Origin of the sequence: Streptococcus sp. 29887 (assembly GCF_032595075.1) — a bacterium.
Lineage (GTDB): Bacteria > Bacillota > Bacilli > Lactobacillales > Streptococcaceae > Streptococcus > Streptococcus iners.
In genome coordinates this window covers 667587-681916 of the sequence record NZ_CP118735.1, presented here as the reverse complement: position 1 = coordinate 681916, position 14330 = coordinate 667587, and the positions used below count along the sequence as shown (strand labels likewise).

General features: G+C 35.0%; 14 protein-coding genes. All 14 read right to left on the bottom strand.

Features of this window, described 5'->3' with window-relative positions; translation table 11 throughout:
• Positions 1-9: 9 nt before the first annotated feature.
• The 14 genes from PW252_RS03655 to PW252_RS03590 all read right to left on the bottom strand — a co-directional run bounded on the left by PW252_RS03655 (position 10) and on the right by PW252_RS03590 (position 14311).
• Positions 10-1230 carry a hypothetical protein gene (locus PW252_RS03655; protein ID WP_248050761.1) on the bottom strand — a complete coding sequence of 407 codons (1221 nt, stop codon included), beginning with the start codon at positions 1228-1230 and terminating at the stop codon, positions 10-12.
• 14 nt (positions 1231-1244) lie between these two features.
• Positions 1245-2477 carry a glycosyltransferase gene (locus PW252_RS03650; RefSeq protein WP_248043711.1) on the bottom strand — a complete coding sequence of 411 codons (1233 nt, stop codon included), beginning with the start codon at positions 2475-2477 and terminating at the stop codon, positions 1245-1247.
• Between the two features lies 1 nt (position 2478).
• Entirely contained in the window at positions 2479-3603 is a 1125-nt protein-coding gene (gene wecB / locus PW252_RS03645; RefSeq protein ID WP_248043712.1) for a non-hydrolyzing UDP-N-acetylglucosamine 2-epimerase, read from the bottom strand.
• Positions 3604-3605: 2 nt separating this feature from the next.
• A complete protein-coding gene (locus tag PW252_RS03640; protein ID WP_248043713.1) occupies positions 3606-4715 on the bottom strand; it encodes a polysaccharide biosynthesis C-terminal domain-containing protein in 1110 nt (369 codons plus the stop codon).
• Positions 4712-5755 carry a polysaccharide biosynthesis protein gene (locus PW252_RS03635; protein WP_248043714.1) on the bottom strand — a complete coding sequence of 348 codons (1044 nt, stop codon included), beginning with the start codon at positions 5753-5755 and terminating at the stop codon, positions 4712-4714. Before PW252_RS03635 ends, PW252_RS03640 begins: the two co-directional genes overlap by 4 nt.
• Positions 5748-6953, bottom strand: coding sequence for a glycosyltransferase family 4 protein (locus PW252_RS03630; protein WP_248050760.1), 1206 nt, complete (start codon positions 6951-6953; stop codon positions 5748-5750). The genes PW252_RS03635 and PW252_RS03630 overlap by 8 nt, the downstream gene beginning before the upstream one ends.
• Before the next feature lie 10 nt (positions 6954-6963).
• Positions 6964-7572, bottom strand: coding sequence for an acetyltransferase (locus PW252_RS03625; RefSeq protein ID WP_248043716.1), 609 nt, complete (start codon positions 7570-7572; stop codon positions 6964-6966).
• Complete coding sequence (locus tag PW252_RS03620; protein ID WP_248043717.1) at positions 7572-8186, bottom strand: sugar transferase; 615 nt, start codon at positions 8184-8186, stop codon at positions 7572-7574. The genes PW252_RS03625 and PW252_RS03620 overlap by 1 nt, the downstream gene beginning before the upstream one ends.
• Before the next feature lie 13 nt (positions 8187-8199).
• Positions 8200-9450 carry a DegT/DnrJ/EryC1/StrS family aminotransferase gene (locus PW252_RS03615; RefSeq protein ID WP_248043718.1) on the bottom strand — a complete coding sequence of 417 codons (1251 nt, stop codon included), beginning with the start codon at positions 9448-9450 and terminating at the stop codon, positions 8200-8202.
• 33 nt (positions 9451-9483) lie between these two features.
• Positions 9484-10200: a Fic family protein gene (locus PW252_RS03610; protein WP_248043719.1), complete on the bottom strand. Its 717-nt coding sequence runs from the start codon at positions 10198-10200 to the stop codon at positions 9484-9486.
• 86 nt (positions 10201-10286) lie between these two features.
• The gene (locus PW252_RS03605; RefSeq protein ID WP_248050758.1) at positions 10287-12113 is read right to left on the bottom strand and encodes a polysaccharide biosynthesis protein; all 1827 of its coding nucleotides are present in this window, start codon (positions 12111-12113) and stop codon (positions 10287-10289) included.
• Positions 12114-12142: 29 nt separating this feature from the next.
• Complete coding sequence (gene cps4B, locus PW252_RS03600) at positions 12143-12874, bottom strand: capsular polysaccharide biosynthesis protein Cps4B (RefSeq protein ID WP_248050757.1); 732 nt, start codon at positions 12872-12874, stop codon at positions 12143-12145.
• Between the two features lie 42 nt (positions 12875-12916).
• Positions 12917-13612, bottom strand: coding sequence for a tyrosine-protein kinase (locus PW252_RS03595; protein WP_105113432.1), 696 nt, complete (start codon positions 13610-13612; stop codon positions 12917-12919).
• 9 nt (positions 13613-13621) lie between these two features.
• On the bottom strand, positions 13622-14311 hold the full coding sequence (locus tag PW252_RS03590; RefSeq protein ID WP_248050756.1) for a YveK family protein: 690 nt from the start codon (positions 14309-14311) through the stop codon (positions 13622-13624).
• Positions 14312-14330 lie beyond the last annotated feature (19 nt).

The following is a 14330-nucleotide window of genomic DNA, read 5'->3' as shown; positions in this document are numbered from 1 at the left end:
TTTAGTTTTTTAATCATTGAGTATTTTTTTACTTTGAGTGATAGGATTAAAATAATATAGGGAAATCAATAAAATAACTAAAAAATTCATTACTGCATTATATGAAAAGATATATCCTTTAACATTTACAAAAATAAGAGTAAAAAATACAAATAGTGTATACATTAGATTTCGATTTTCACTTAATAAATACCCTCGTACTAAGTTTAAAATTACAATAATAAAAATACAGATCAAATAGATATAACCACCTAACCAAATATCATTAATATAACCAATATCTGTACCTGCCATATTAAGTGTTGTATTCCCCATCAATCTTGTTCCTTGCCCGAAAATTTGTGAAATTCCATCTGGTAAGACTGTTCTTTGTGCAGATGTCACATATCCAAAATAACCTACCTCCTGACCATAAAAAAATAATACTATCTCTTTCATTCCAGCATATATCCAGTTTATAGTCGGGTTTATAGAATGTAAGGACAAAATAAAACTAGGTTGATATAAAACAAAATACATGGATAAGATTGATAAATTAATAAACAAAATGCCAATAATTTTCTTGTAGTTTATTAAAGAATAACAAAGAATTCCAATTAACAATACAACAATACCTGTCCTAGCATTGATAATCGAGGAAAATACAAAAATTGGAGATAAAAAGAGTGATAATTTTTTATACTTATTTGAAGACAGACCTAAAAACAATATCATGATTTGAACAATTGGAGTTGAATATGTTAAGTTTCCAGCCCATCCATACATTCGATGCCCTGAAAGGGCACTAACAATTTGAGATTGTCCAGCTAATAATAGTTGTGAAATAAAGAATTGCTGAAGCTGAGGGAAAAAGTAACTAAACCCTGCCAGAAAAGATTGAATTATTCCTGAAATAAATAATATCTCTACTACTCCGTCAGAGGTCTTAGCTAAAATTGATATTACTATAGCTGTCGGTATTAATTTAAACAATATATTTAAATGAGTACCTAAATTAGTTATGCTTTGATAATTGAAAGTGATTACAATTAGCAAGTACAATAAAATTAAAAAAATCGGTAAGATAAGATTGAAAAAAATTTTTTTATTAATGACTTTATTACCAGTAACAGTTTTCAAAAATAGAAAAACAAGAGAAAATATAGCACAAAAATCAGCTAAATAAATTCCAAATAATGGTGGATTATAAATAATTGAAAAAGTAAGAATTAGTAAAATTAGTCGTTTCAAAACAAAATCCTCAACTAAATCTTTATGCTAGCTAATACTTTAGCGATCTGATGTTCAGGCAATTTATTATTCTTAATAAAATTTAATGCGTTTATTCCCATTTTTTCTATCTCTTTTTTTTCTAATTTAGATATTGCGAGTAGTGACTCAACTAATGAATCATTGAAATTTTCAATTAAGTACATATAGTCATAATATTCATCAGGAATTCCAGATAATTTATATCCTAGCATTGGAGTTCCTGATGATAAATACTCCATTATTTTTGATGGAAAACTATATTTCGTGAATTCCTGATCATTTTTTCTCGGATTGATTAACAGATCTGACTTCGATTGTAATTCAACTACTTCTAAATTATTCAATATTCCTAGATATCTAATATTTCCAGCTTGTTTTGAAATTTCAATGACCTCATTTTTCATAGGTCCATCACCACAAATTTGAAGGATAATATTTGTATCTTTTAATTTACCAAATGATTCCAACATATCCTTGACTCCATACATTTTATCTAAAGTCCCCGTGTATAATACAATAAATTCAGCAGAATCTTCTACATCATCTTTCAGACTTTCAAAGTTATTTATACTAACTTCATTAGGAATCCCTTCAACTACAATAGCATTATTAGCCTGTAAATATTCAGCCACTGACTTTGTTATCGTAATAGTTAAATCAATTTTATCTTGAATACGTCTATACTCTTCAATTACTTTATTTTTTATCATTCTATAAAAATAGTAACGAGATAAGGATGGATTCATAAAAATTGGTAAATCTGGAACGATAAGTACAATCTTAATATCTTGATAATATTTTCTTAATAATTTTATCCAATTTAGATGCTCTGATGTTAATGCATAGAAAAAAAATATTAATTTATCGTTTTTGTGAGAACTTATCTTTTTTAGGTAGTTCAAGAAAATCTTTCTTTTTTCAATATTCGACACTATCGACAATGTACTATAAGATTGTTTAGCTATCACTTTACCATTACCGTCAAGTAATTCTGATTCAACGGTCTGACTTTTAAAACTTCTAGGATAATTTCCAACAAATGGGAAACTTATAGTATAAATTGTTTTAAAATCATATTGACGGATTCCTGTAAGGTATTGTCGTTGCAATTTATCTGCAGCAAATTGAATGGTCCGACGAGAATTTTTTAGAATAAATTCTCTACTTTCTTCAGAAATTAGACCACCTACAAAAACGCAAGAATAATTTTGAAATTTATCCTGCATATTATTTTCTCCAAACTACTCGATTCACATAATCAGTATAGCTGAGAATGATCCGTAATACCTTCTCTGATACATTTGGCATTGAATAGTCCGAAACAAGACGAAGAGTTTCGTTTTCCTGTGTTTCTAATACTGTCAATCCTTGTAGTACACGCTCAACATTAAGCCCTGTCATCATGACACTGGCTTCTTCCATTGCCTCAGGGCGTTCATGTGCTTCACGAATATTTAAAGCACGGAAACCTAAAATTGAACTTTCTTCTGAAATGGTCCCTGAATCTGACAACACTGCTTTTGCATTAATTTGTAAATTATTGTAATCATAGAATCCTAGTGGTTTCAGTAATCGCACATGCTCATTGAATTGAATATTCAACTGCTCAATACGTTTACGTGTACGAGGGTGAGTTGATACAATAACAGGAATCTGATATACTTCTGCAATACTGTTCAAAATATCCACCAATTTCAAAAATTGATGATCCGATCCTACATTTTCCTCACGATGGGCTGAAATAACGAAGTATTGTCCCTTTGTCAACCCCAAACGCTCTAAAATATCTGACTTCTCAATATCCTCTTTATGTTTGTTCAAAACTTCAAACATTGGGCTACCTGTTTTAATGACTTGAGCTGGGTGAAGTCCCTCTGCCAACAAGTATTCTCTAGCAATATCTGAGTATGTTAAATTGATATCGGCTGTATGATCGACAATTCGACGGTTTGTTTCTTCTGGAACTCGTAGGTCAAAACAGCGATTCCCTGCTTCCATATGAAAGACTGGAATATGACGACGTTTGGCTGCGATAGCTGTCAAACAGCTATTTGTATCTCCCAATACTAGCAAGGCATCTGGTTTAACTTCTTCTAAAACAGGATCAATTTTTAAGAAAATATTACCAATTGTTTCAATAGCTGTCCCAACTGCTGCATCAAGGAAGAAATCCGGCTTCCGGAGTCCAAAATCGTCAAAAAAGACTTGATTCAATTCGTAATCATAATTTTGTCCAGTGTGAACAACGATATGCTCGACTGCTTCAGATTCTTCTAACTGCTTCATGACTGCAGATAGCCTTATTATTTCAGGACGTGTCCCTACAACAGTCATCACTTTCAATTTATTCATTATTATACCTCTTCAAAATATGTATCTGGTCTATTAGGATCAAAAGCTTCATTTGCCCACATTACTGTAACCATATCAGTATCGCCAATATTCTCAATATTATGAGTATATCCTGTTGGAATATCAACTACTTCTAGTTTTTCTCCTGATACGAAATACTCCAATACTTCATCTGTAGCTACTTTTCTAAAGCGAATGACTCCAGTTCCTGAAACAACTAGAAACTTTTCATTTTTTGTATGATGCCAATGTTGGCCTTTAGTAATTCCCGGTTTAGAAATATTGATTGAGACTTGACCTCTATCCGTTGTTCTTAAAAATTCAGTAAATGAACCTCTATCATCAACATTCATTTTTAATGGATAAGAAAATTGGTCTTCTGGTAAAAAACTTAGATAGGTAGAGTATAATTTTTTAGAGAGAGGATCTGACATGTTCGCAAGAGATAAATCAGTTCTACTTTCTTTAAATGAGCTAATCATGTCTGCGAGCTTCCCAATAGTAACCCTATGCAATGTTGGAACATAATAATACCCATCTTTTTCATGTCCCTTACCACTCAAAGCTAGTTTCATTTCTTCAATCACATCATCTATATAGCAAAGTTCAATCTCTGCATTTGGATTATCAATTTGAATATCAATGCCTCTAGCAATATTATAGCAGAAAGTTGCCACTACAGTATTGTAATTCGGACGTGACCATTTACCAAATAAATTTGAAAAACGGTACACATATACAGGAACATTCTCTGCTTCTGAATAGGATAGTAACAAATCCTCTCCTGCTTTTTTACTAATACCATACTCGTTATCTCTAGTCGCTTGAATAGAGGACGATAAAACAATAGGTGCTTTATTGTTGTTTTTCTTCAATAGATCCAACAATTCGGAAGTAAATCCAAAGTTCCCTGCCATGAAGTCTTCTTGCTTCTCCGGACGATTGACACCCGCTAGATGAAATACAAACTCTACTTCTTTCGTCCACTCTTCCAACAATTCAAAGGGTGTGTCTAAATCATACTCAAAAAGTTCGATATCTTCTTGACGATTGAGTTCTGCAACTAAATTTCGCCCCAGAAAACCTTTTGCACCAGTAACTAGTATTTTCATTTTATTGCCTCCCACTTAGCAAGTTCCTCAACAACCAATGGTACCGTCAATAATTTTTCTTTCACTTCTTCCACTGTCATCAGTTCTGTATTATTGGAATTAAATTCAACAAGTGGATTTCGTTCCTCGTTACCCTCAGAAAAGTATTTATCATAGTTTAAATCACGCTTATCCGCCGGAACACGATAGAAATTTCCCATATCAATAGCATTGGCGCATTCCTCATTTGTCAACAAGGTCTCATACATTTTTTCTCCATGACGAATACCAATAACTTTCATCTCATTTTCAACATTGAATAGTTGGCGAGTTGCTTCCATTAGATCTCCAATCGTAGAAGCTGGTGCCTTTTGAACCATGATATCTCCTGATTGAGCATTTTCAAAAGCATATACAACCAGGTCAACAGCTTCTTCAAGTGTCATAATAAAGCGAGTCATAGTAGGATCTGTAACAGTTAATTCTTTATTCTCTTTAATTTGATTAATGAAAAGTGGCACAACTGACCCGCGTGAAGCAAGAACATTTCCATAACGTGTACAGCAAATCATCGTATCCTCCGGAGATACCGTTCTTGATTTTGCAACAACTACTTTTTCCATCATAGCTTTAGAGGTTCCCATTGCATTCACTGGGTATGCTGCCTTATCCGTAGACAAACAAATAACTTTTTTAACTCCAGCTTCTATTGCTGCTGTCAAGACATTTTCTGTTCCAACAACATTTGTTTTCACTGCTTCCATCGGAAAAAATTCACAGGATGGAACTTGTTTCAAGGCAGCAGCATGGTAAACGTAATCAACACCATGCATTGCATTACGAATGCTATTTATATCACGAACATCTCCAATATAGAACTTTAGTTTATCACTATATTCAGGAAATTTTTGTTGATAATGATGACGCATGTTATCTTGCTTTAATTCATCTCTTGAAAACACACGAATCTCTTTAATATCTGAACTTAAAAATCTATCTAATACAGCATTTCCAAATGACCCTGTACCACCTGTGATTAACAATACTTTATCCTTAAACATTTTCTTCTCCTTTAAAGTTTTTCATAATTACATTGTAGGAAGTGTTAACAGTATAATTTTCAATTAAGTACTTATAGGCATTCTCACCCATAATCTGTCTAACATCACTTTCATTAAGCACATCCATATTTTCAAAAAATTTAGTGGAATCACCACTCATACACCATAGACCAAACTGCCCCTCTTCTATTTTTTTTGATAAATCTGTAACCTTATCTGTTGCAGCAAGAATTGGTAGGCTATATTCCATATAGGACAATATCCTTGAAGGGAAGTTAGGAATTGTAAACCGTGGGTCTAGAAAAATTAATCCCACATCACAAATTTCTAGTAAACTATCAAATTTTTCTTTCGAAAGTTGGCTAATTAATTTAGCATTTTTTATCTTGTTTTCTACAAAGAAATGTTGAAGATTTGAAAACTCTGTACCCGAACCTACAATACAAATGAAACTCTTTGTAGCTTCTTCATTTTTCAAGATGATTTTTTTTAGAAATTCAACACCTTGGGGTTTACCGAGATTTCCTCCGTAAACATATATTACTTTATTTTCTGGCAAACTGAAGTCAGATTTTTTTGTTGTACTCAAGGTTTTCGGAGTAATCTCAATAGAATTTGGACAAACTTCAACTTTTTTTCCTTTTAAATCATTATTTTTTTTGATATATTCCACATTCGCTTCGGACATGCAGCCAATAACATCTGACTGATGGTAAAGCCTTAATTCTTTGGCTTTAAAAAAAGAATAAATTGGTGATCTTTTTGAGATCAGTCCTAAATCTACTGCGTTTTGTGGAAATATGTCCTTTAATAAAAGATAAGATCTTGCCGATGATTTTTTCTTCAAATACTTAATTACTGATGCAAAAGTAATTGGTGGAGTTGAGTATAGAATTAAATCAAAATTTTCATTTTTGAGGTACTTAGATATTGCCCTTTTAAATTGGAACTCTAACATCAACGTCGCAATACCTTTTTCTAAAAAATTTGATTTTGTAATATTTCCAGTCTTAACTCGTAGATAGCTTACTTCCGTTCCTTTTATGTACTGTGTTGCTAATCCTAGTCGCTTTTCATTTGGATGAACAATTGTTATGCTATGTCCTTCTCTTACAAATTTTCTCATAAGATCTGCATATATTGAACTTTCTTTCTCAATATCATCAATTCTCAATAAAGATAAAAAAACTATTCTCATTATTAGTAACTCAATTTTTCCTTAATTCCTTAGCAGGTATTCCAATGTATGTTTTATTTGATACTAAATTTTTTATAACAGTACTGCCTGCACCGATGGTTACAGAATTTTCAATATTAATATTGTTGATTACAGTAGTTCCAACACCAAGCCACGTATTATGACCAATTTTTACATTGCCCGCAATATGACATCCTGGAGAAAGATGAACGAAGTCCCCAATTATACAATCATGATCAACAGAAGATGCCGTATTTATTATAGCACCTCTCCCAATTGTTACATCAGAATTAATAACCACACCTGCCATAATAACTGTCCCAGCATTAACAACAACACGTCTTGAAATAACGGCTGATGGATGAATCAAAGTCGCAATCCTATCCTGAGGTAATAAACATTGTTTACTAGTTCTAATTTTGTTATTACCTATAGCTATAATAAATTCAAAGTCAGATAATTCTTCAATGTTTTGTGACGTACCAACAATAGGATACCCTGCGCATTCACCAGTAGCAAAATCATCTAAAAATACAATTTCCTTGTAGCCATTTTTTTCAGCAATATCAGCAACTACTTTCCCATGACCACTAGCTCCAATAATCGCAAGTTTTTTCATTAATTTCCTTTAAATTCTTCCATTGTGACAGAGTCTTCTGATGAAATCCCACTTCTCTTAAACACTGCTAAAACCGTTTGTAAAATAATTTTTACATCACCGATGAATGTAATATTATCTACATATTCAACATCCATTTTAAACTTTTCATCCCAAGTTAGAGAGTTCCTACCATTCGCTTGAGCATAACCTGTCAAACCAGGTCTAACCTCATGTCTCCTCGCTTGCTCCTCAGAGTAAAGCGGCAAATATTTTACTAATAGAGGTCTCGGCCCTACTATACTCATATTCCCCTTCAAGATATTAAAGAGTTCAGGAAGTTCATCTAAACTTGTTGAACGAAGCCATTTCCCAAATGCCGTAAGTCGAACACTGTCTGGTAAAAGTTCTCCCTTTTCATCTTTTTCATCTGTCATAGTTCGAAATTTATACATTCTAAAAATCTTTTCATCTTTGCCAGGGCGTTCTTGACTAAACAAGACTGGTGAACCCAACTTAAAGTATACTAGAATATAAAGCAGAACAATAACAGGAGATAGAAAAACAATCGCTATTAAAGATAAAATAAAATCTATCAAACGTTTAAAATATTTTTTGTATAATCCTTTATTCATATTCTCTTAGTTTCTATTCAAAACAAGCTTTAATTGTCTCAATAATAATATTCTGCTCTTCTACAGACATTTTATTATCACTAGGAAGACATAGTCCACGTTCAAAAAGATCTGTACCTACATCTGAGTAGTCTCCCGCAATATAAGCATTGGTTTGAGCTCTACCATTACCATTCTTTGTAATAAATGGATTCATTCTAAAAATTGGTTGTGAGTGCATTGGCTTCCAAATTGGGCGACCTTCCGCATTAATTGTGTTCAGGGCATCTAAAATTTCTGAAGGAGTAGTTTTTCCCTTCTCAGGAGTATAAAGAACATCATTATCAGATCGCACTTGCTTTGCCATAGCTTCTGGATTAATAGTCAAGCAAGATAACCAATAATTTGGTACTGAATTGCTTGAATCAAACGGATTCATTTTTATAGGTAAATCTTTCAATCCTTCTTGATAACGTTCATAGATAGCTTTTTTCTGGGCAATGTGCTCATCTAAATAAGACATTTGTCCACGTACCACACCTGCAATAACGTTGCTCATTCGGTAATTGTAACCAATCTCTTCATGCTGGTACCAAGTAGCCTGTTCACGTGCTTGTGTTGACCATTTTCTCACTTTATTTGCCGCCTGCAAATCATTGGTCAATAAAGCTCCACCGCTTGAACCAGTAATAATTTTATTTCCATTGAAAGAAATCACCGAATGCTGACCAAAAGTTCCTGTCTGTTGTCCTTTATAACTTGCTCCTAAAGACTCCGCTGCATCTTCGATAAGAACTGCACCGTGTTTATCACATATTGCTCGAATTTCATCTATTTTTGCAGGTACTCCATACAAGTGAACTAACACAACAACTTTTACATCCGGATAAATTTCGAATGCTTTCTCCAGTGCTTCTGGGTCCATATTCCATGTCTCGTACTCAGAATCAATAAACACTGGAATTCCACCTTCATATGTGATTGGATTTACAGTGGCTGAGAACGTAACATCCGAACAAAAAACATAATTGCCATTCTTTACCCCTGCTAGCTTCATTGCTAAGTGTAGCGCAGATGTTCCTGAAGAAAGTGCAACTACATGCTCACTCTTGGTATAGTTTTTTATCATTTCTTCCAGAGCATTGATATTTGATCCTGCAGTTGTCATCCAATTGGTATCATAGGCTTCCTTCATATATGCTAATTCATCACCATGCATAGTTGGCGAAGATAACCAAACCTTATTTTTAAAAGGGGTTGCTTTTCTTGAAAAATCAAATGCCATTATAATCTCCTCTTAATTAACTGTCTTGGTCAGTTAATTCTCAATCCTAAAATACTCTAAATAGTCCTTAAATAGATCTTGTGCCGCTAGACAAGTGTCCAATAGAAAACCATTCTGTTCTCCCCATTCGGCTAAGCCACGATAGTAAAAATACTTCATATCATCTCCAATGATAAAGGGCACATGTCCATGCTTGAGACATTCTTTGAACATAATCAATCGACCAACTCGACCATTACCATCTTGAAAGGGATGGATGCGTTCAAATCGAACATGAAAGTCAAGAATAGCCTCAAAGGAAGTCTCAGGCAAGCCGTGATAGTTGTTCAGCAATTCTTGCATGTCCGACTCCACTTCTTCAGGTAGGCTTGTTTCTCGACCGCCGACTTCATTTGGAAATCTCTTATACTCTCCGACCTGAAACCAGGCTTTCCGAGAATCAGACGTTCCTCTCTTCAAAATAGCATGGACACTCTTTATCCATCTCTCATTCAAGTCATCTTGAAAACTATCCAAAAGAAAATCGACTGCAGTAAAATGGTTGGTAGTTTCGATGATATCATCAACTCGTATAGTTGAACTTTCTTCAAAACCAATCGTATTGGTTTCATAGATATATCTTGTCTGATCATGGGTCAATTGGCTGCCTTCAATGTGGTTAGAATTAAAAGCCAACTCTATCTGAACCTTATGATATAGACTACCTTTCAAACCTTGATTTTTTTCTTCTAATAATCTATGACCTAGCATATCTTACCTCAAAAAAGTTTTTCAACCTTCCTAGAATTTAAATCTCATTTAAACTCTAGGAAAGTAAAAATAACTTTTACTTTCTTCTATTCTTGCTTAGCAAATTCAAGCAAGACGTTTCTTAATTCAATCTTATCTTTTGATAATAGACTATCAATAAAAGTTTGAACTACCTCATCTGCTTTATTGGTTACACGACCTACGAAAATCTTTTCATGAATCTGTTCGCTAACACGTTCTTCAGTGGATAGTAACTCTTCGTAGAGTTTTTCTCCAGGACGAATCCCAGATTCCACAATTCCAATTTCATCTTCAGTATGACCGCTTAATAAGATAACTTTTCTAGCTAGTTCTATGATATGTACTGGTTCACCCATGTCTAAGACAAAGATTTCACCACCTTGTGCCAAATGTCCAGCTTGGATAACCAAACGACTGGCTTCTGGAATCGTCATGAAATAGCGTGTCATCCTAAAGTCTGTAACTGTAACCGGACCACCTTTTTTGATTTGTTCCTTAAACAGAGGCACAACACTTCCACGACTACCTAAAACATTTCCGAACCGTACTGCAGCAAATTGTGTTTGTCCAGGTTCATTTAGGCCAGTAACAATCATTTCTGCTACCCGCTTAGTCGCCCCCATAACATTTGGTGGATTGACTGCCTTATCGGTCGAAACCATTACAAATTTTTCAACCCTAGCTGCTTTGGCTGCCTCAGCCACATTCTTTGTCCCAAAAATATTATTCTTTACTGCTTCATGTGGGTTATATTCCATCAATGGAACATGCTTATGGGCTGCAGCATGATAAACAAGATCCGGCTTATATTCAACCATGATTTCAAATAATAAATCTCTATCTTGAATATCCGCTATAAGAGGGATGAGTTCGAGCTTGTCTTGGCATTTTCCAGATAACTCACGATGAATGAGGTAAATAGAATTTTCTCCATGTCCCAGCAAAAGCAATCTCTTAGGTGAAAACTTGACAATCTGACGACACAATTCTGAACCAATAGAGCCTCCAGCCCCTGTAACAAGAATCGTTTTCCCCTCAAAGTAGTGATTCAGTTCTTCTTGGTCCAACTCAACTTCTGGACGGCCTAGAAGGTCTGCCACATCAATTTCCTGAAAAGCACTGACGGACATATTACCTGCCAGTATATCCTCAATACTTGGCATATTATTGACTTTTACACCTATGCTATTGCAGATCTCAACAACTTTTTCTCTTTCCTTACCATTTAAAGACGGAATAGCTATTGTTACTTGATCAACAGCCAACTCTTCAACCAATCGAGGTATGTCATTTCGATTTCCTAAAACCTTGACATTGCGAATAAAAGTCCCCAGTTTATTTGGATCTCGATCAACAATACCCACGATTTCAAAGTTCAACTTTCTATCTTTAACGGTATTGATAAAGATATTTCCACCATCTCCTGCACCCACAACAAGAATTCGCAAAGAACTATCCGCCTTATGAAGCGCGTTTTTCTTCGTGTCATGCATCACCTTCCAAATGATACGTGGAGTGATCAGCATGACAAATGATAGAACGATTGATACTAAAATAAATCGATAGCTAAAGGTTTGCCAGATGATTATTGAAAGTATCAAAAAAATAACGTGGGCTGAAAATAAACTCAGGCCAATTTTAATAAAACTTTGATAACCAGTGTATCTTGTTATTAGTGAAAACACTTTTAATCTAACGGATATTATTAGATAGAAGATAAGAATAAATAAAACTGCTAAGTAAAATCTATCGTCCGAAATATCTACAATAATATCTAAAAATAATCTACTTAAGATCATGGATAGGATGATTAAGCAGCTATCCATAAACATTAGTATTAATCTTTTACTGTTTCTCTCCAAAAGTTTGTCAGTAACAGTTCCTAAATCCATTCTCTTCTCCACAATCTAGTACAAACAGCCTACAAGACCTGATTTTTTAATAACATTAGCGGATTTTTCTTAAACAAGGCTTTTGCTTTATCTTGGCCATATTCTTCGGTAACCAGCTGATAAGCATCCTTCATAAATGGTGGACGTGTTGTAGTATTGTGCATATCACTTGCAACGCAGTGAACAAGGTCTCTTTCTAAGAAGTACTGAACACGTTTCTTAAACTCTTTAGACTTATCACCAATTAATCCTGGTTTCAAAACATGGCTACTATTGACCTGCATGTAACATCCCTTGTCAATCAGTTCCTCTACACGATCAGCCTTATAGGCCAGAGCATCGTAGCGTTCAATATGGGCGAGTAAGGGCGTTACTCCTAATAACATCACCTCATGAACGGCCTCTTGAATGTCCTTCCAAGGAGTTTTCATGCTAAATTCTAGCAAGACATAGCGTGACCCATTCATCGTTGGTAGTTTTTTCTTTTCTAACTTTTCTAAAACATCACGGCTATAGTAGATTTCAGCCCCATAACACAGCCGAACCTCTGGGTAAGCTGCTTTTACAGCCTCTTTCAGTTCAAGAAAATTAGCCATGATCACTTTTTCAGGTGTTTCAAACATGCCTTTGCGTCTATGGGAGGTTGCTACGATAAAGCGCACTCCTTGTCGGTGAGCATGACCAATCAAGGCCAAGCTCTCCTCAATACTCTTTGGACCATCATCCACACCAAAGATTACATGCGAATGAATATCAATCATCTCTCAAGTCCCTCTCTTATTGATGAAATACCTTTACTACCTTTAGGCTTTCTTCCCGTAATTACCATAATTTCCGTAATTACCATAATCACCATATTTTTCAGTTGTTACATCATATTTGTTCAAAATGACACCAAGGAATGATGTCCCGGTTTGTTCCAGCTGCTCTTTTACCTTTTTGACAGCTGAACGCTTGATATTACCAGATTCCACAACAACCGCCATAGCATCACAGCGTTGTGCAATAATAGCCGCATCGATAACCATTCCTAAAGGTGGACAGTCTACAATAACATAATCATAATAACGACGGAGGGTCGCAACCAAGTTTTCAAAATGCTTACTCTGCAAGAGGGCGGTCGGGTTTGGAGAAATTTTTCCAGACTCAATAACCGTCAAATTTTGGATATCAGTATCACACAAGCCCTGTGATAAATCTGTCGTTCCGGCCAGATAGTCTGTCAAACCAGTAATTTTCGTCGTTGGCTTGAAGAAACCAGACATTACGGAGTTGCGAATATCCGCATCGACTAGAACCGTTTTATAACCTGAGCGAGCATAGGCAATTGCCAAACTAGCTGCTGTCGTACTTTTTCCTTCATTGGATTGTACTGAAGTAATACCAACTACCTTGATGTCTGAACCGCTTAATTGAATATTGGTTCGAATGGCATTGAAATATTCTTCTGTTTTTTTAACAAGTTCTTTTTTCGTACGCGCAATTTCTAAAGTTGCCATATTTTTCTCCTATTTCAATTTCTTAGAATCGGGTACCACACCCAAAAGAGGCATTCCTAAAACTTCCTCAATATCCTGAGGACGTTTCACTCGGTCGTCTAGTACCTCAACAACCAAAACTAGTGCAACTGCTAGAAAACCTCCCGCTAATAGACCTAGAACGATATTACGTTTGGTCCGTGGTGTAGACGGTTCTTCGGCTGGAACAGCCTCTTCAAGCGTTGTCACGTCGCTGACCTTGGTTACTTCGATAATTTTCTGAGCCGCTACCACACGCAAACCATTTGCGATACGAGCCGCTTCATTAGGATCTGCATCACGGACAGAGATAGAAACAATACGTGTATCAACTGGAATACTTACCGCAATTTTTTCCTTGATGCTTTCTGTTAGACCGAGTTCTGTCTGTACTTTAGTCAACACATCTTGTGACAGGATAATTTCTTTATAGTCTTTAACTAGGTAGGAACCTGCTTGCAATTCTTGGTTGGTCAAGCCCGCACCTGCCTCAACATTCTGGCTAACCACATAGATTCGTGTCGTAGAATCATACTGAGGTGTCACTAGAAAACTGCTAAATGCAAAGGCAAGCATTGCACCTAGAAAGGCTGTTAAAACAATTAAAATTTTCTTTCTCCAAATGGTACGCAATAAAAATAGTACGTCGATTTCAATGGCATTTACTTCTTGCTTATTCATAATTTCTCCTAATTTATTT

Excerpts from the sequence above, each read along its gene's own strand:
- PW252_RS03650 (WP_248043711.1), bottom strand. The coding sequence starts at position 2,477 with ATGCAGGATAAATTTCAAAATTATTCTTGCGTTTTTGTAGGTGGTCTA.
- wecB (WP_248043712.1), bottom strand. The coding sequence starts at position 3,603 with ATGAATAAATTGAAAGTGATGACTGTTGTAGGGACACGTCCTGAAATA.
- PW252_RS03640 (WP_248043713.1), bottom strand. The coding sequence starts at position 4,715 with ATGAAAATACTAGTTACTGGTGCAAAAGGTTTTCTGGGGCGAAATTTA.
- PW252_RS03635 (WP_248043714.1), bottom strand. The coding sequence starts at position 5,755 with ATGTTTAAGGATAAAGTATTGTTAATCACAGGTGGTACAGGGTCATTT.
- PW252_RS03630 (WP_248050760.1), bottom strand. The coding sequence starts at position 6,953 with ATGAGAATAGTTTTTTTATCTTTATTGAGAATTGATGATATTGAGAAA.
- PW252_RS03625 (WP_248043716.1), bottom strand. The coding sequence starts at position 7,572 with ATGAAAAAACTTGCGATTATTGGAGCTAGTGGTCATGGGAAAGTAGTT.
- PW252_RS03620 (WP_248043717.1), bottom strand. The coding sequence starts at position 8,186 with ATGAATAAAGGATTATACAAAAAATATTTTAAACGTTTGATAGATTTT.
- PW252_RS03615 (WP_248043718.1), bottom strand. The coding sequence starts at position 9,450 with ATGGCATTTGATTTTTCAAGAAAAGCAACCCCTTTTAAAAATAAGGTT.
- PW252_RS03610 (WP_248043719.1), bottom strand. The coding sequence starts at position 10,200 with ATGCTAGGTCATAGATTATTAGAAGAAAAAAATCAAGGTTTGAAAGGT.
- PW252_RS03605 (WP_248050758.1), bottom strand. The coding sequence starts at position 12,113 with ATGGATTTAGGAACTGTTACTGACAAACTTTTGGAGAGAAACAGTAAA.
- cps4B (WP_248050757.1), bottom strand. The coding sequence starts at position 12,874 with ATGATTGATATTCATTCGCATGTAATCTTTGGTGTGGATGATGGTCCA.
- PW252_RS03595 (WP_105113432.1), bottom strand. The coding sequence starts at position 13,612 with ATGGCAACTTTAGAAATTGCGCGTACGAAAAAAGAACTTGTTAAAAAA.
- PW252_RS03590 (WP_248050756.1), bottom strand. The coding sequence starts at position 14,311 with ATGAATAAGCAAGAAGTAAATGCCATTGAAATCGACGTACTATTTTTA.